Origin of the sequence: Colwellia sp. 6_MG-2023, assembly GCF_030547765.1 — a bacterium.
Classification (GTDB): domain Bacteria; phylum Pseudomonadota; class Gammaproteobacteria; order Enterobacterales; family Alteromonadaceae; genus Colwellia.
In genome coordinates this window covers 33,451-52,283 of the sequence record NZ_JAUOPP010000016.1, presented here as the reverse complement: position 1 = coordinate 52,283, position 18,833 = coordinate 33,451, and the positions used below count along the sequence as shown (strand labels likewise).

Sequence of the window (18,833 nt, the reverse complement as noted above, 5' to 3'; positions counted from 1 at the left end):
TTATTCATTGATGATTAATATAATAAAAAAGGAAGTTATGAAAAATTCATATTATTTAGTTTTTTTTATTGCACTTTTTAGCGCCAATATTTTTGCTGCTGATGTGCTTGTATCAACACTAGAAGATACTCCAGATCCCGCGCCTCGTGGTGGGGAAATCAATTATGCTGTTAAGGTGAGTAACAATGCCAGTGATACAGCAAATGATGTAACCTTGGTTTTTCCTTTACCAGCAACGACCACTTTTGTATCAGTTGATAATGGTAGCTGTGTTCATGATTTAGCTACACCCGGTACAGTAAATTGTGCTTTTGGTGATTTGGCAGGCTTGGCTGATATCGATGTAAATATCGTTATTAAGACGAGTGCTAGTACAGGAGCAGATATAGCGGTTACCGCAACAGCGGGAACTTCGTCTAGTGATATTAATTCTGGAAATAATAGCTCAACTCAAAATACCACTATTGATAATGGTGCAGATCTCAGTTTAACAATGAGTGATAGCGCTGACCCTGTTATTGCTGGCGGTGAATTTTATTACACATTAATTGTTAATAATGCCGGACCTAATGATGCTGAAGATATTAAAGTGATTAATACTTTACCTAACGGCGTTAGTTATGTTTCATACAGCGGCTCGGGATGGAGTTGTGGTAGTGCAAGTCAGTTAGTCACATGTACCCGAAACTCTTTGATTAATGGTACCAATGCTCCTGCGATTATTATTAATACCAAGGTTGAAGGAGCTATTACAGGTACTATTACTAACAGCGCTACTGTCTCAACTGAATCATTAACGACTAAAGACCCTATTGATAATAACAATACGACAACAGAAAACACTGTCATTAATCCCGGTACTGATCTCAGTATTACTAAAACAGTCGCATCGCCAATTATTGGCGGTGAAACCGTTACATTTACTTTATCTCCTCGCAATAATGGTCCATTTGATGCCAGTAATATAACGGTTGTTGATACCTTACCGAGTGATTTTACGTTTATAAGTGCTATCGGCACCGGTTGGAGTTGTTCTGGCACCGCTGGTACTGCTAACCCGGTAACATGTACTCGAACTTCTTATGCTGTCGGTACAACTGATAATATTATTATTACAACTAATGTCCCTCCCACAGGAGTAAATGTTGTTAATAGCGTCGTGATTGATGCTGATAATGATGATCCTATTGCAAGTAATAATACTGACTCAGTCACGTTTGATGTTGTTGCTGATGGCGCTGATTTAGAAATTTTTAAAACTAAAGGACCAAATCCTGTTGCGCTAGGCTCTAACATGACCAGTACTCTGCGAGTCAAAAATAATGGGCCTAGAACCACTACAGGTATCGTGACAATCGTTGACACTTTAGATGTGAATGAAAGCTATGTTTCTTCTTCTGGAACAAACTGGACTTGTGCTGTTACAGGATCTGGCCCTGAAGTAGTTACCTGTGAATATAGTAATCAATTATCAAATGGAAATTTTTCAACTTATTTATCTATAGTAACAACCGCAAATGCTGCAGGTACGTTAACTAACAATGCTTGTGCTACAGATGAAGATAATGGTGCAACATTAGGCCAAGATGACCCTGTTGATCATAATCACTGTACTGGTGCAGGAGTAGAAAGTACGACTTTAATTGCTGACTTAGGTATTACTAAAAGTGTTAGCACAACCAGCGGTACAAATGATGTACTAGAAACAACGGAAAGCCAAGCAACTTATACATTAACAGTAACTAACTATGGTCCGAATACACTGAGTGGAACGGATAATGATGCCGTAGTAGTGACGGATGATATCCCTGGTTATTTATCTAATATTATTAGTGCTTCGCCTAATGAAACACCAATAGTAGTGACTGATAATTCAAGTAAATTCGATTGTACCGTCATTAATGGCACAGTGCGTTGTGAATTGAAAAATGGTTCTACTATGGCCATGAATGATGTTTCAATTTTTACCATTACGGTTGATCGACCTTTAGCTGATGGCCTTTTGACGAATACTGCAGAAGTGGATTCCGCTGTATTAGGTGATAATAACCCAAATAACAATAGTGCCAGTATCAATTTAACGGTAGATCCTATTGCTGATGTTGAGATGACAGCCTTAACTATTAACCCCAACCCAGCAAAAGCGGGGACAGATGTTACCAAGGTACTTACTTTTAGAAATAATGGCCCATCACAAGCCGAAGGCGTTGTGGTAACTCATACTTTTGATCCTGATGCTGGTTTTACTTACGATCTAATTTCAGCGGTTTCTACACAGGGTAGCTGTGATCCGCTTAGTGGTAATGTGCTCACGTGTACTATCGGTACTTTAAATCGTAATGAAACTCATACTATTACACTAAATGTACGACCAAGTTGGGAAAATACTAACTCAGATTGGACATTAGGTAATGCTTCTGAAATTAAGACGACAACAGTAGAGAGCGATCTGACTAATAATGATAAAAGTAATAATTTAATCATTAAATCAGCAGAGTTAGATTTACTCATCAATACCACGGATGTCGAAGACCCTATAAGCTGGACTCCAACTCCTGCCGCATTCCCAGCAACGACTGATAACGTTATTCGTTATAAAATGGAAATTACCAATCGTGGTCCTTCTGTCGCTACTAGTGTCTATTTTGACGCCATATTAACACCTGAAGCTGGTAAACAATTTACTTTTTTATGTGATGATGCAGGTAATAGTAGCTGTATTGGCGCTACTGCAATTTGTGATAATGTAGGAAGCTCGGTAACGGGTGCTACTACCATGACAATGCACTGTGAATTACCCGCAACTACTCAGTTAGAGGCTAATGATACATACACGCGTTATTTATTCTTTAAGGCTGATACTCAACCTAAGCCCACAGGCGATACCGTCACTATTACTCCAACAGTAGGCTCTAATGAAACCGATACTAATTTAGGTAATAATACAGAAGATGAAAGTACCTCGTTACGGATTCAACTCGATTTAACGGTTAATATTACCCCATCTAAAACCTCGGTTACTGTATACGAACCCTTTAATTGGACCATGATAGTGGCTAATGATGGTCCTGGGGATAGTGCAGATTCAGAACTAACTAATAATTTACCTGCAGGCATGGAATTAACTGGACCACCGGTTCCTGCTCAGGGTAGTTGTACTGGAGCGGCTAATGATACAAGTTTTGTTTGTGATTTGGAGACCATCAATAATGGTGGCAATGTAATAATTGACGTGCCAGTCCGCTTTATTACTTATCCTCCAGGCGGAACGAGTACCAATACAGCGACTATTACCACCGCCGGTTTCGATTCTGATAGCACTAATAATACTGATAGTGACATAGTGCTGGTTACAAAATCGTCTATTGCTGGTCAGGTTTATGCAGACTTTAATGATGATGGGATAGTAGATGGTAATGAAGAAGGTATTGCCGGGGTTACACTTAACTTAAGTGGTACCGATCTTTATGGGAACATTGTTAATTTAAGCGAAACCACGGATGTCGATGGTAATTATTTATTTGATAACCTTATTCCTAGCAATGCTGCTGGTTATAATATTAGTGAAGTTCAGCCTAGTAGTTTTGATGACGGTTTAGATAATGCTTCAGGAAGTTTGGTTACTAATAGTCGTAGCACAGACAACATCAACGGTATTGATTTAATTGCCGATACCAATTTAGAAAACTATAACTTTGGTGAATTATATAAAGGTAGCTTAAGTGGTTTTGTTTTTGGAGATATGGATCAAAATGGCCTTAAAGATATTGGTGATAACGGGATTGCAGGTGTTACGTTAACTTTAACGGGTACTTCTAGTAATGGAGAAACACTTAATCTAGTACAACAAACCGATGCTGATGGTAAGTATCTTTTTACCAACTTACCACCAAGTAATGCTACGGGTTATATAGTCACAGAAACACATCCTACTAATTATCTTGATGGTCAAGAAAGTATCAATGGTGTTGTACAGGCAAATAGTGAGAGTAGTGATAGTTTAACTGCTATTCAAATAACCCTAACGAGTCAACTTGAAAATTATAATTTTGGAGAATGGTCAACGGCTTCAATTTCGGGTTATGTTTTTGTTGATGACAATAATAATGGTCAATACTCTATCAATAAACGGGCTTTAGCTGGGGTTGAATTAACGTTATCAGGTAAAAATATTTCTGATATTGCAGTAACACGAACCACCACAACCGATGCCAATGGTTTTTATTATTTTGGTCTATTAGATGCGAGCGATAGTAATGGTTATCAAATTACTGAAACACAGCCCGCTGATTATAACGATGGTTTAGATAGTATATCTGGCGTTGTTATAACCAGTAGCCGTGGTAGCGATATATTAACGGGCCTTAAATTAATTGCGAACCAAGAGCTTACCAACAATAACTTTGGTGAAGTCTATAAAGGTCAATTAAGTGGTTTTGTTTTTATTGATGCTAACCAAGATAGCCTTAAAAATAATAATGAAACAGGGATCGCTAATGTTGAAATGACATTGGTTGGTACGAGTTTATATGGAGAGACGATAAACCTAGTTCAGAAAACAAATGCTAATGGTTATTATCTCTTTACCCAATTACCACCAAGTAACGCATCTGGTTATCGCTTAATAGAAACGCATCCTGCTGACTATCTTGATAATAAAGAGAGTATTGCCGGTATCGTCGTTGCTAATAGTGAAGCGAGTGATACCTTAGACGCTATTCAAATTAACTTAAACAGTAAGCTAGATAATTATAATTTTGCTGAGTGGGCTATTGCGGCTATTACGGGTACTGTTTTTGTTGATGCTGATGCTGATGGTATTTATTTAGCTAATTCAAAAGATGAAGTAGGTATAGCAAACGTTAGTCTTACATTAACTGGTAAAGATAATGTTGGTGCAGTTGTCGAGCGTCATACAACGACAGATGCAAATGGCTTATACCTATTTGATTTATTACAACCTAGTGATGAGAACGGCTATCAAATTAGTGAAGTACAGCCAAAAGATTATATCGATGGCTTAGACAGTATTGCAGGGGTAATTGTTGCAAACAGTCTTGCTTCAGATAATTTGACTGGCTTAGTGCTAAAAGCAAAGGTGACGTTATCAAACAATAATTTTGGTGAGTTATATCAAGGTAGTTTAAGTGGTGTTGTTTTTGTTGATAACAATAAAAATGGTCTTAAAGATACCACTGAAAGTGGCTTAGCTAATGTTGAATTAACATTAACGGGTACCAGTAAAAACGGACAAGTGATCAATTTAGTTCAACAGACTGATGCCGATGGTCAATATCACTTTACGCAATTACCACCAAGTGATGCTGCTGGCTATAGCTTGATAGAAACGCATCCAACTGAATATCTTGATGGCCAAGAAAGTATTGCTGGTGTGATTGTTCCTAATAGTCAAGGTAGCGATATAATCACGAACATTAAAATCACATTAACCAGTAAGTTAGAAGCGTATAATTTTGCTGAATGGCCAATTGCTTCTATTGCCGGTGTTGTTTTTATTGATGCTAATGCCGATGGCCTTTATACAGCCAGTGAAACAGGTATTGCCAATGTCAACCTTACCTTAACAGGCAAAGATCACTTAGGTAGTAGTGTTTCTCGTACTGTAAAAACGGATGACGAGGGGAGATATTTATTTGACTCATTAGACCCGAGTGATATCAACGGTTATCAAATTAGTGAAGCACAGCCTACTGAATACTTAGATGGCGCAGAAAGTATTGGCCAGCAAATTATTGCTGATAGTTATCAAACTGATAGCATTATTGACATACAACTTGCATCAAACACACAGCTTGAAAACTATAACTTTGCCGAGTTAGAAGGTGCGTCACTCAGTGGTGAGGTTTGGGTTGATGAAAATGATAATGGTGAACGTGATGAAAACGAATTACTAACGATTGCGGATGTCACTATCACATTAACAGGCCTTGAATCTTGGCAAGAAGATGAAAATGTTGAATATACTCAAGTAACCGATAGTGAAGGTAAGTATAACTTTGTCGGATTACGTGCAGGCACTTATGTTCTTAGCCAAACACAGCCTGCAGCATGGCACGATGGTAAGGAGCACTTCGGTAGTCTAGAGGGCGAAGTTAGCAATGATCAATTTAGTAATATTATCATTGTTGCTGGTAATAACGGCGTAGATTATAACTTTGGCGAACGAGGTAGCCTATTAAGCGGCAGAGTATTTAATGATCAAAACCGAGACGGTAACCGTTCAGAAACTGAACCGGGTATTCCAAATGTTGTTATACAGCTTGAAGGTATCGATCTTGATGGTCATCCGGTGGTTCGCAGTGTATTAACTGGGGTTGATGGTCGTTATACCTTTGAACATTTACCATTACCTAATAGCCAAGGTTATCTGGTAACGGAAACACAGCCAAGTGATGTAGATGATGGACTAGACAGTATTGGTAGTCATGGTGGTGAGTTACACAATGATTCATTCAGCGAGATTATTTTTACTGAACATATTAGTCATCTTACTGACTATGATTTTGGCGAGTTACTTAGAGACCCCGCTAGTATCAGCGGCTTGGTATGGTTAGATAGTAACCACAACCGTGATGAAGATGAAGGTAATGGTCTTGAAGGTTGGACCGTTCAGCTTATTGATACACGAGATAATCCTAAAAATAATCAAGATATCACACCTATTGCGGTCGTAAAAACAGACAGTAATGGTCGTTATTTATTTGAAGGTTTATCACCGGGTGTTTATGAAGTGCGTTTTATGCACGAACAAAATGGTGCCATTTATGGTTATGGTGTTTCCGATGAAGCAGGTGTTGATTTATCTTTTGGTACTATTCGTAACATCACCTTAGAGGTTGGTGAGGATATTGAAAATCAAAACCTACCGATTGATCCGTCAGGCATTGTTTATGACAGTAAAACTCGAGAGCCTGTTGCGGGTGCTACTGTTCGTTTTGAAGGGCCTGCAGGCTTTGATCCAGAACGTGATTTAGTTGGTGGTTTAGATAATGTAGAACAAATCACCGGGGCAGATGGTGTTTATCAATTTCTAATTTTTAATTCTGCACCTAAAGGGGTTTACACCCTTGTCGTAACCGAACCAACGGGTTATTTACCCGGAGTATCTAGAGTATTGTTAGCGTGTACTAATACTGTCGACGTGCTTGCATCGCCAAATCCAGCGTTGGTACAACGTCAAGATAGTCCTCCTGCATTGAGTGCTAGTGTTCAAGATCCTGAAACTTGTGGTGCTACATCGGCAGATTTTTCCGACGGAGACGAAGGAACACAGTATTACTTAACTTTCAATATTGACCCGTTATTACCATCAGGCAATATTATTAATAATCATATTCCTGTTGATCCTATTGATAATGAAATGCTGGGTGTCATTAAAACGACTAACGTGAAAAATGCTTCTCGTGGTGATTTTGTTCCTTACTCTATTGTTGTCACGAATAATCAAAACTTTAGTTTGAGTCAGCTTAGTGTCATTGATCAATTGCCGCCAGGATTCAAATATGTTGAAGGCTCTGCGACTATTGACGGCGAGAAAGTTGAGCCACTTGTTACTGAACGCCAACTTATTTGGTCTGATTTAGATTTCACCCCAAATCAACAGTATCAAATTGATCTTATTACTATTATTGGAGCTGGTGTTGGCGAAGGAGAGTATGTCAATCAGGCATGGGGTGGATATTTACAAAGTCAATTAGTTGTTACTAATATTGCTGACGCGACCGTACGTATTGTGCCAGATCCGTTATTTGATTGTTCAGATATTATCGGAAAGGTATTTGATGACTTAAATGCTAATGGTTACCAAGACAAGGATGAAGCTGGCATACCCGCAGTACGTTTAGCTACGGCAAAAGGGTTAGTAGTTACTACCGATGAACAGGGCCGTTATCACATCGCTTGCGCTGGTGTACCGAATGAAATGCGCGGATCTAATTTTATTCTTAAAATTGATGAACGTACTTTACCGTCAGGTTTTAGAATCACGACTGAAAACCCAAGAGTTGTTCGTTTAACGCGCGGTAAAATGGTAAAAGCTAACTTTGGTGCGACCATTCACCGTGTTGTGCGTATTCAGCTAAGTGCTGGTGCTTTTGAAGGAGATAAGTTGAATGATGAGTCTCAACAACAATTGCAATCAGCGATTAAGGCGCTGCACTTTAAACCATCGATTTTACGTTTAGCTTATGCCAAGCATGATGAAAGTGATGACTTGATAAAACGCCGCCTAACTTTATTACGCGAAAGTAGTGAAGAGTTATGGCAAGAGTGTGACTGTCAATATGAACTGATTATTGAACAAGAAATATATCAGGATGAGGGAAATATTAACGATGTTGTTAATGTAAGGAGAGCTGGCAATGAGTAATTTAATGGTGCGTCGCAGTTTACTAGCTAGTTCAATCGCGCTTGCTATATCTACCACAATACCTGTTGTTGCTGAGCAGTTTTGTGAAGAATCCAGTGTTTGTACTTCACGTGATTCCGCCGGTCGTGTTAGTGAAGATAACAGTCAAGTACTTGTTAAAAAACAAGAGAATACAGAGAAAAATTTAGCGAGTGCATCTTGGATTTTCCTTGGCTTGCCTGATGTACCCAATAATAGTCAGGCAACTCTTGCGCTTGAACCAAAAACGTTAGAGATGGAAAACTTACCTCAAGTTAGTTTTTCTTCAGGAAAACATGCACTGTCCAATGAATTAACATCAGTGTTTGATCAGGCTATTGAAAGCTTGAAAGGAAAGAAAAATGTACGATTACATTTTGTTGGTCATGCTGATAGCCAAGCATTAAGTACCAGAAGTCATAAAATTTATGGCAGCAATGTAGCGTTATCAATAGCTAGAGCCAAGGTAGTCGCTGAGTATTTTCAACAAAAATTGTTATTGGCTGATACCGCGATAACTATTGAAGGTAAAGGGAGTAATGAACCACTCACGTCTAATTTAACCGAAAAAGATAGAGCTCAAAATCGTCGAGTAGAATTAAATGCTTGGTTTGATGATGAGGTTGTTATACCTGAACCTATGATGTCGATGATGCGCAATGATGTTTGTCAGTTTACTAGTACAGAGGCTCGTCCTTTAGTGATTAGTATTGATGGGCAAGTATTGAACGACATAGAGCAAAGTAGTAATGCAGATCATCAACGCTGTACTGATGTTGCCTTGGATCAAGCTGACATTAAGTTACAGTATGATAATTTATCAATAAAACCAGCATTAAATATGACACCTGTGCTGCAAGAGATTGATGAACATTGGCAAATATATTGGCAAGGTTATAGCAATTATCTTAATTTTATTGATAAAGCAGAGGTACGTGTATTTAGTAATAGGCAATCATCTCAGGCTGATCCTGTTGCGATCATTTCACTTAATAAAGCACTTCAAGCTCAGTGGGCACTGCCTGATACGCCATTGGCTGAATATCATTACTTATTAAGAGTCTATGATAGTGAAGGCAATTTTGATGAAACACAACTCTCGGCTATGCCTACAAGTACACCTCTACGTCCTGATTTACCTGTAAATCAAGCAACATTAAGTGGCTATGGCGAGAGTCGACTTGTATTGCAAAATATCCCGTTAAGTGGTGGAACGTTAACGGTTAATGGCGAAAAAGTGCCAGCTGAACATCACGTTTACTTTTTAGGTCAGCAAGTACCTGTTAACGAACAAGGTGAATTTGTAAATCAACAAATAATACCTTCGGGGCAATTCAATGCGGAAGTGGCAGTACTTGATAAAGATGGTAATGGGGAACTATTTCAACGTCATCTTGAATTGAAAAAAGAGGATTGGTTCTATCTTGGCTTAGCTGATATAACCCTAGGTAAAAACTCTACCAATGGTGCGGCTAAACTTTTGACTCAAGACGATGCCTTTGATGACGACCTATTCATTGATGGACGTCTTGCCTTTTACGCAAAAGGTAAGTGGCGTGATAAATACACCATCACTACCAGCATTGATTCAACGGAAGAGCCGTTAGAAAATTTATTTTCTAATTTTGACAAGAAAGACCCAAGTAGTTTATTACGACGGTTAGAAGAAGAAAACCATTATGCAGTTTATGGCGATGATTCAACACTTGTTGATGACGCGCCTACGCAAGGTCGTTTCTATGCCAAGATAAACGATTATAAATCTCATTTAATGTGGGGTAATTTTATCTCTGATATAAATGAGACAGAATTTTCTCGTATTGAGCGCGGACTCTACGGTGCTAGTCTAGATTGGAATGGTGAAAAATTAACGGAATTTGGCGAGCGTACTACGCAAGTTGATTTATTTGCTGCTGAAGCAGGTACTAATGCCGCTTACGAAGAATTCCGTGGAACAGGCGGTTCATTATACTATTTGGGCAATCAAGATATTAGCCAGGGCTCAGAACGTTTATCCATTGAAATACGTGATAAAGATTCTGGTTTAGTGTTAAGTTCACAGCCTTTAGTTGCGGGTGTTGATTACGACATTAATGCGATTCAAGGACGAGTTTTATTAACAACACCATTATCTTCTATTAGCCAAGATGATCAAACGGTTAGAACAGGTGGTTTATCTGGTCATTCGGCCTATTTAGTGGTTAATTATGAATATACACCGGGTTTTGATGAGTTAGATGACTTAGCGCTTGGCGGACGAATAAGCCATTGGGTTAATGATAGCTGGAAAATAGGCTTTAGTGGCAGTAAGCAAGATATGGGGATTGAAGACCACAAGTTACAAGGTCTTGATTTAACCTATCGTCACTCTGCTCAAACTTATATTAAATTAGAAGGCGCTCAAACCGAAGGGCAAGGTGTTACAAGTATTAGCTCCAATAATGGTGGCTATCACTTTGGCGACTTAACTGCGCCAGTCGCAACTGATGATAAAGCTCAGGCGTTGCGCGTCGAATCTGCATTTCTTTTTAAAGATTTAGGTTTGGACAATAATGGACGAGGAAATATCTATTGGCAAAACCGTGATGCAGATTTTTCAGGCGTTGGTCAATTTAGTCAATATGATACTGAGCAAGCGGGTATTCAAATCAATCTACCTGTGGGGGAAGACACTGCAGCGAGTTTGAAAGTTGACTCGAGAGACGAGCAGGGCGGTATAGATAAATTTAGTGCCGAGCTAAACTTACGTCACGATCTTGATCAACAATGGGCTATTAGTGCCGGTTTACGCGCAGAAAATAGTGAGGCTACGACAGAAGCTCAGCAACAAAATATAGGTAAACGAACCGATTTAGCGGTACAGGTTGACTATCAACATGATGCTAATTGGGGGCTACTCGCTTTTGTACAAGGAACGTTAACGCACGACGAAAGTAAATTAGCGAATAACCGTGTGGGTCTTGGTGGTAATTATCAAATATCTAAAAACATTAAGTTAAATGGTGAAGTCTCGGGTGGTAATCAAGGATTAGGTGCCTTAATAGGTACTGATTATCAGTATGATGATGCCAGTAATATTTATTTAAATTATGCACTGGATCCTGACCGAACTGATAACGGTTTAGGTGGCCGAAATGGGCAGCTCGTTAGTGGTATTCGTCATCGCTATAGTGATACCGTGAATGTTTATGGTGAAGAGCGCTATCAACATGGAGATAATCGTGTTGGTTTAACACATGCTTACGGTATTGAGTATTTGCCAAGTGAACGTTGGTTGCTAGGACTCAGCTTAGAGAACGGTACGCAAGAAGAGCCTGGACGCCCATCGTTGGAGCGTAATGCTGTGGTAGTAAATGCCAATTACGCGACAACAGATTTTAAATATGGTGGTGCGTTAGAGTATCGAAATGACAAACAAGCGTTGGAAGAGCGTGACTCTTATTTAGTTAGAAATAACCTTTCTTATAAAGTGAATCCTGATTGGCGAGCGCAATTACGTATTGATTTTGCTATTAGTAATTCGAGTATCGATGAAAGTTTAAATAGTGATTATAGCGAAGCGCTTTTAGGTTTTGCTTATCGACCTGTTACCAACGATAGATTTAATGCTTTGCTAACTTATAACTACTTATATGATTTAGCACCTGCAGAACAATTTACTGCCAGTTATCAGCAGAATGATTATCAACAACGCAGTCATGTTGCGGCCATTGATATGAACTACGATTTAACCGCCCGTTGGACTATTGGTGGTAAAATAGCTCATCGTAAAGGTGAAATTCGAGCAGGTAGAGAAGCTGGAGAATGGTTCGATAGTTCATCTAGCCTATATGTTGCCAGAATTGATTGGCATGTTATTAGACATTGGGATTTCTTAATTGAAGGACGTATGCTTGAAGTCAGTGAAGCTGACGATAAGCGTAGCGGTATGTTGGTTGCTTTGCATCGTCATATCGGTCAACACTTTAAAGTAGGTGTCGGTTATAACTTTACCGATTTTAGTGATGATTTAACTGATTTAAATTACGATTCAAAAGGTTGGTTTATTAACTTAGTAGGTAAGTTCTAAACAATAAAACCAACTTAAATCACATTACTTTTGTATATTTAAACTCCCTGCTTTTGCGGGGATTTTTATTTCAGTGATTACATTATCTATTCTAAAATATATAGTTGATCACAATTTAATAGTATTTTTAATGTGTCTGACCGACAATAATCCAATATTATCATTTATTTTTTAAGTTTAAGGTTTTCGAACAATGCCACAATTCAATACAATCCCTCGTGTTCTTATTTCTCATAGTCCTACACCGCTGGAGGTGATGCCACATTTATCGAAAATATTAAACCACAATCTCTTGATAAAACGTGATGATTGTACGGGCTTGGCTGGCGGGGGTAATAAAACGCGCAAGTTAGAGTATTTGCTTGCTGCAGCTTTAGCCGGTAATGCTGATACCTTAGTCACTGTTGGCGGAATTCAATCGAACCATGCGCGTCAAACAGCTGCTGTCGCTGCAAAGTTTGGCTTAAAGTGTGAATTAGTATTAGAAGATGTATCAGGTACGCCAAAATCTGACTATTACCAAAACGGCAATGTTTTACTCAATAATTTATTGGGTGCGACTATTCATCGTATATCAGCAGAAGAGAATTGCGCTGATTATGCAAATGAGCTGATGGTAAGCTTACAAAATAGTGGTAAACAGCCTTATTTGATTCCGATGGGGGGCTCAAACGAAATAGGTAGCTTAGGTTACATTCAGTGTGCTCAAGAAGTTATTGATCAAATTAAAGATCAAGACATCGCGCTTGATCATATTGTACTTGCTACAGGCAGTGCTGGTACACAAGCAGGGCTTTTAGCAGGGTTAATCTTAGCTGATGTTGATATTCCGGTACTCGGTATATGTGTTAGTCGCCCAGCAGATGAACAAATTCAGATAGTAACGGAATTATTAGAAAAAACTTTAACCTTAATTGGTTTAGACCCTAGCCTCGCCAAAGGTCGAGTGTTTGCTAATGGAGATTATTATGGCCAAGGTTATGGTATTCCAACAGATGAAATGATTGAGGCTGTTAGACTTTGTGCACAACATGAAGGTTTAATACTAGATCCTGTTTATACGGGCAAAGCGATGTCTGGCATGATTGATTTATGCCGAAAAGGTGTTTTTAGTGCTAAAGAAAATATTCTTTTTTTACATACTGGAGGAAGCCAAGGTGTGTATGCTTACCAAGAAATTTTTGATAACAAATAATTGTTGTTATTATTAATAAAAAATTACCATTTACTGTTAAAGCTTGAATAATCTATTCTTATTTGTCAGTATGTCTTATTAGTTATATTTATATAAAGGGTTGAATATGGAATGGTACTCATTGTTACCGCCGTTAGTTGCTGTTTTAGTGGTCTTATGGAAGAAAGAAGTAATACTTGCTTTGCTATTAGCGATTATTACTTCTGAAGTATTACTCGCTAAAACAGGCTCGACAATGTTGTTTGATGGTGTTGTTGGTGCTTTTGAGCGTATTGTCTCAGTATTTGGCTCCGCAGGAAATACGCGAATTCTTCTTTTTAGTTTAATTATTGGTGCTGTGCTTGCATTTATGCGTCACTCTGGCGGCGTAACAGCAATGGTTGAATATGTTATCTCTAAAGGTTTAGGGAAAAATAGGCGACAAGCTGCGTTTATGGCAAATTTCACCGGTATGGCAATTTTTATTGAAAGTAATCTTTCGGTATTAACTGCGGGCATTGTTTCTAGAGGTTTGTTTGACCGTTATAAAATGAGTCGTGCAACACTTGCTTATATTATTGACAGTAGTGCAGCACCTATTTGTATTTTAGTCCTTCTTAATGGCTGGGGAGCCTTTGTTTTGGGCCTGTTAAGTAACTATGAATTTGAACAAAGTGCGGCAGAAATTATGTGGGGAACTATTGCGCTTAACTTCTACCCTATTATTGCACTTATGATGGTTTGGTATACGGCTTACACTGGAAATTTACACGGTCCTCTAGCTCGTTCAAAATCGATAGGGGAAGATCAAATTGACAACGAATCAAACAACCATGCGGCACCAACACCTGAGTTTAAACCAACAAAAGCAAGATTTATGTTTGTACCTTTATTAACCATGGTGTTAGGTATGATCATGTTTATGTTTTTGACCGGTGATGGCACCTTAGCTAATGGCAGCGGTTCAAAATCAGTTTTGTATGCAACCGTTAGTGCCTGCCTAGTAGCTTATATTATGATGTTGTCTACTAAGAAATTTACTCATCACCAATTAGTGAAAATTGGTTTTGATGGTATGAGTGAGTTATTGCCATTGGTGACCATTGTTTTATTATCATTAACATTAGGCGCTAGCTTAAAAGTATTAGGTACCGGTGTTTATGTGGCACAAATTATTGGTGACACTTTACCATTATTTATGATTGCCCCTATGTTGTTTATCGCAGGTGCTGTCATTGCCTTCTCTACAGGAACATCTTGGGGAACTTTTGCCATCTTGATCCCAATTGGCGTTCCGCTTATTCAAACTATGGGCTTACCACCTTCTTTCATTATTGCGGCTATTTTAGGGGGGGGGGTTTTTGGAGATCATTGTTCACCTATTTCCGATACTACCGCGGTTTCTGCTATTGCATCCGGTTGTGAATTATTAGAGCACGTTAAAACGCAATTACCTTATGCGTTATTTGGTGGAGCATTAACCATTATTCTTTATGCATTTTATGGTATCGCCTTTTTGTAAAAACATTATTTTATGATGTTTACTATCCGCAATGCTTCATTTGAAGTATTGCTTTTTTAGACAACATTCTGTTTTATTATTTAACTCGAGACGTTTTTAACGATGAAAAATTATTTAATTATATTCATTTCTATTTGTGTATTGGTTAGCCAACCAGTATATGCCCAAAAAAAGGCCTTTAATTCTGAAGACGTTGATACCTTGGTCAATGACGTATTAACGACTTTTAATGTACCAGGTGCGGCAGTAGGAGTAATAAAGGATGGCAAAGTATTATTAAATAAAGGTTATGGACGCCAAGATGTTAATAAAGCGCTAGCAATTGATTCAAAAACGCTCTTTAAAATAGCATCAACCACGAAAGCGTTTACTGCTGCTGCGTTAGCTATATTAGTTGATCAGGAAAAAATAACTTGGGAAAGTAAAGTTGTTGATATTATTCCTAACTTTGCCTTATATGATGATTGGGTAACAAAAGAGTTTACCATAGCTGATTTGTTAACACATCGCAGCGGTTTAGCTCGTTTTACTGGCGATTTAATGTTGTGGCCTGAGCCGGCTGGTTTTAGCCGTGATGAGATTATTAATAACTTAAAATTCCTCAAGCCAGCATCAGGTTTTCGTAGTGAATATGCTTATGATAATTTGCTTTATATTGTTGCTGGAGAAGTTGTCGCTAATGTTACAGGTATGTCTTGGGAGAATTTTGTCGAAAAAAATATTTTTATGCCTCTACAGATGAGCCGCTGTTTTGCGGGTGCAGTACCAGCTAAACAAATGACGAACATTGCTCAACCACATGGCTTAATCAATAATAAACCTACCATTATTAAACGGAATCAAACCTACCATAAAGATAGTGTTATGGCTGCGGCAGGAGGGATTAAGTGTAGCGTTAATGATTTACTTACTTGGGTTGAAACACAATTAAACCAAGGTACATCACCAGCAGGCGTTAAAATATTTAGTGAACAACAAAGTAAAGCAATGTGGCAGCCACATACTATTTTATCTGTTTCTGATAATGACAAAAAATACGATAACACCAACTTTAAGTCTTATGCTTTAGGCTGGCGCTTAGCCGATATGCATGGCTATAAGCGTGTATCTCATACTGGTAGCCTATCAGGAAACTTATCTTATATTACGATGATACCTGAGCTTGATTTAGGTGTTATTGTCTTGATAAACCAAAACTCATCATATGCCAGAAGTGCGATCATGAGCAGTATTGTGCAATCATTTATGGATGTAGAACAAAGAGATTGGCTCGCAATTCAATTGGAAAGGCAGCAAGAGCGACAAAACCGAATTCAAGCCAAAAATTCAACAGTAAACCTCAAAGTGATGCCTGATAGAAAAAGCGTTAATTTACCTTTGACGTCTTATTTAGGTGTTTATCAAGACCCTTGGTTTGGTCAGGTAAAAATTTCCATGAAAAATAAACAACTGTATTTTGAATCATTGAAATCCATTCGTATGCACGGGCAATTAATAGAGAATGAAAATAACGAATTTATTGTTTGGTATGACGATAGAAGCCTAGAAGCAGATGCATTTGCACAATTTATTATTGATGGAAACAATAATGTAGTAGGGCTAAAAATGGATAGATACTCGGATGATGTTGATGCAAGTTTTGATTACATTGATCTAAATTTCACACGTATTTCAAAATAAGCCATCAAGCATTACAAATATTTTAACCATAGAACAACATTAATTAGAATAAGAGGAAGTATGTTGAGTCGTATTAGTATAAAAATTATATTGAGCTTTGCTGTAATGATAGTTATAGCATTCTCTTTATTGGGGAAACATCAAGACGGTCGTACAGAAATAGCACAAAAAATAGCGCAAAAATTAATGCTAGATATTCGCTATTATTGTCCAGAGCTAACAGAACATGTTGTTTTTACCGATGATAATCAATGTGTGACGCCGGTAACAACATTATCTAAGGACTTAGCTGAGTTAATTACCGATACATCATTAGGTTCGATCATTTTATTTGCTGAAAACTTTACCGGTATTGAGCAAACTATTCATTTAACTCAAGATTTGCAACAAGCAGCGTTAGCATCAGCAAGCGAAGAGCCATTACTTATTTCAATTGATCAAGAAGGTGGACGAGTTGTTCGTTTACCTCGCACTATGGCTACTTCATTTACCGGCAATATGGCAATTGGTGCCACCTATGAGAACCATGGTGATTATTACGCAAGAAAAGTTGGCGAAGTTATTGGTGCTGAATTAGCTACTTTGGGCGTTAATGTTAACCATGCTCCAGATGTTGATGTAAATATTAATCCAAATAACCCCGTTATCAATGTACGATCTTTTGGCGAAACACCAGAGATTGTTGCTGAGCTAGGTATTGCGATGCTTGAAGGGTTGCAGTCTAAAGGTGTTATTGGCACGTTAAAACACTTTCCTGGTCATGGTGATACCAATACCGATAGTCATACTGGTTTACCGCGAGTCGAGCACCCTTATGACGTTGTTAGATCGGTTGACTTACTCCCATTTCAACAAGCTATTGATCGTAGCAATGTTGAAATGATCATGACCGCGCATATTCAATATCCAGCGCTTGATGATAGTTTGGTGGTAAATAAATTTGGCGAATCAATGATAAAGCCCGCCACGTTATCGAAAAAAATATTAACGTCGTTATTACGAGATGAAATGGGCTTTGATGGCATAATTATTACTGATGCGTTAGATATGGCGGGTATTGCAGAGTTCTTTTCTGAAGAAGAGGCGGTACTTCACACTTTTAATGCTGGCGCTGATATTGCCATGATGCCAATGAGTATTAGACAACCTTCAGATATACCCCGTTTTAAAGCATTTATTGAACTATTAGTTGATAAAGTATTATCAGAAGAATTATCACTTGATGATATTGACAGCTCTGTTGAAAGAATTACTGCCTTAAAGCAAAAATTAGCACCTGCGGTAACTGCCACTGTTAGTACAGATGTTAGTGAATTAACGACGCAAGCTAAAGAAACGCTTGGTATAGAAAAGCATAGAGCGTTAGAACAAGCACTCGTGCAGCATTCAATTGTTGAAATAAAACCTAATCCAGCATTAGTTAAACGCATGTCAACGATTAACAATATTCATCTTGTGTTCCCTAAAAAATCACAATCAGAGGCAATGGCGTTAGCACTTAATCAATACGCGTTAAATATTGGTGGAGCGTCATGGTCAATTACTAGCTCAAGTTTAGATGAGAGTAATTCTACTGCAATGCTTGAGCAGCTAGATAATAGTGAGCTTGTTATTGTGGCAAATGATAGTCAAAAGACGGCTGTTGAATTAGGGCAAGCTGGCGATTTAGCTCTGGCGACAACACTTAAAAAATCAAGTGACAAAAGTAACGCGGATAAAGCATTAGATGTTTTAGCTTACGCAAAACAGAAGCAATTAGCGACTATTTATATTTCACTTAAAGCGCCTTATCAATTAGAGCAGTTTACTAATACCGCTGATTGGGTATTAGCTTGCTTTGATGGTAATGCGTATCAAGTTAGTGGATCAGATGAATACACAGGTGCTGTTTTTAATGGTTTAACTCAAATAATCAGTGGGCAAATAAGCGCGACTGGGCATTTACCTATAACGATATAACTTTTTATTACTCAGCTAAATC

At 38.2% G+C, this 18,833-nt stretch carries 6 protein-coding genes; all 6 read left to right on the top strand.

All coding sequences use genetic code 11. The features are described 5' to 3' along the window. Positions 1-37: 37 nt before the first annotated feature. The gene (locus tag Q4503_RS11440) at positions 38-8,389 is read left to right on the top strand and encodes an SdrD B-like domain-containing protein (protein WP_303602351.1); all 8,352 of its coding nucleotides are present in this window, start codon (positions 38-40) and stop codon (positions 8,387-8,389) included. Next, positions 8,382-12,476 (top strand): OmpA family protein, encoded by a 4,095-nt coding sequence (locus Q4503_RS11435; RefSeq protein ID WP_303602350.1) that lies wholly within the window; start codon positions 8,382-8,384, stop codon positions 12,474-12,476. Before Q4503_RS11440 ends, Q4503_RS11435 begins: the two co-directional genes overlap by 8 nt. A gap of 193 nt (positions 12,477-12,669) precedes the next feature. Then, a complete protein-coding gene (locus Q4503_RS11430; RefSeq protein WP_303602349.1) occupies positions 12,670-13,671 on the top strand; it encodes a D-cysteine desulfhydrase in 1,002 nt (333 codons plus the stop codon). A 106-nt stretch (positions 13,672-13,777) separates the two neighbouring features. Then, positions 13,778-15,172, top strand: coding sequence for a Na+/H+ antiporter NhaC family protein (locus tag Q4503_RS11425; protein ID WP_303602348.1), 1,395 nt, complete (start codon positions 13,778-13,780; stop codon positions 15,170-15,172). 102 nt (positions 15,173-15,274) lie between these two features. Continuing rightward, complete coding sequence (locus tag Q4503_RS11420; RefSeq protein WP_303602347.1) at positions 15,275-16,852, top strand: serine hydrolase; 1,578 nt, start codon at positions 15,275-15,277, stop codon at positions 16,850-16,852. A 60-nt stretch (positions 16,853-16,912) separates the two neighbouring features. Then, on the top strand, positions 16,913-18,811 hold the full coding sequence (locus Q4503_RS11415) for a glycoside hydrolase family 3 protein (protein ID WP_303602346.1): 1,899 nt from the start codon (positions 16,913-16,915) through the stop codon (positions 18,809-18,811). Positions 18,812-18,833 lie beyond the last annotated feature (22 nt).

Coding starts and splice junctions, on each gene's coding strand:
- Q4503_RS11440 (WP_303602351.1), top strand. CDS start 38: ATGAAAAATTCATATTATTTAGTTTTTTTTATTGCACTTTTTAGCGCC.
- Q4503_RS11435 (WP_303602350.1), top strand. CDS start 8,382: ATGAGTAATTTAATGGTGCGTCGCAGTTTACTAGCTAGTTCAATCGCG.
- Q4503_RS11430 (WP_303602349.1), top strand. CDS start 12,670: ATGCCACAATTCAATACAATCCCTCGTGTTCTTATTTCTCATAGTCCT.
- Q4503_RS11425 (WP_303602348.1), top strand. CDS start 13,778: ATGGAATGGTACTCATTGTTACCGCCGTTAGTTGCTGTTTTAGTGGTC.
- Q4503_RS11420 (WP_303602347.1), top strand. CDS start 15,275: ATGAAAAATTATTTAATTATATTCATTTCTATTTGTGTATTGGTTAGC.
- Q4503_RS11415 (WP_303602346.1), top strand. CDS start 16,913: ATGTTGAGTCGTATTAGTATAAAAATTATATTGAGCTTTGCTGTAATG.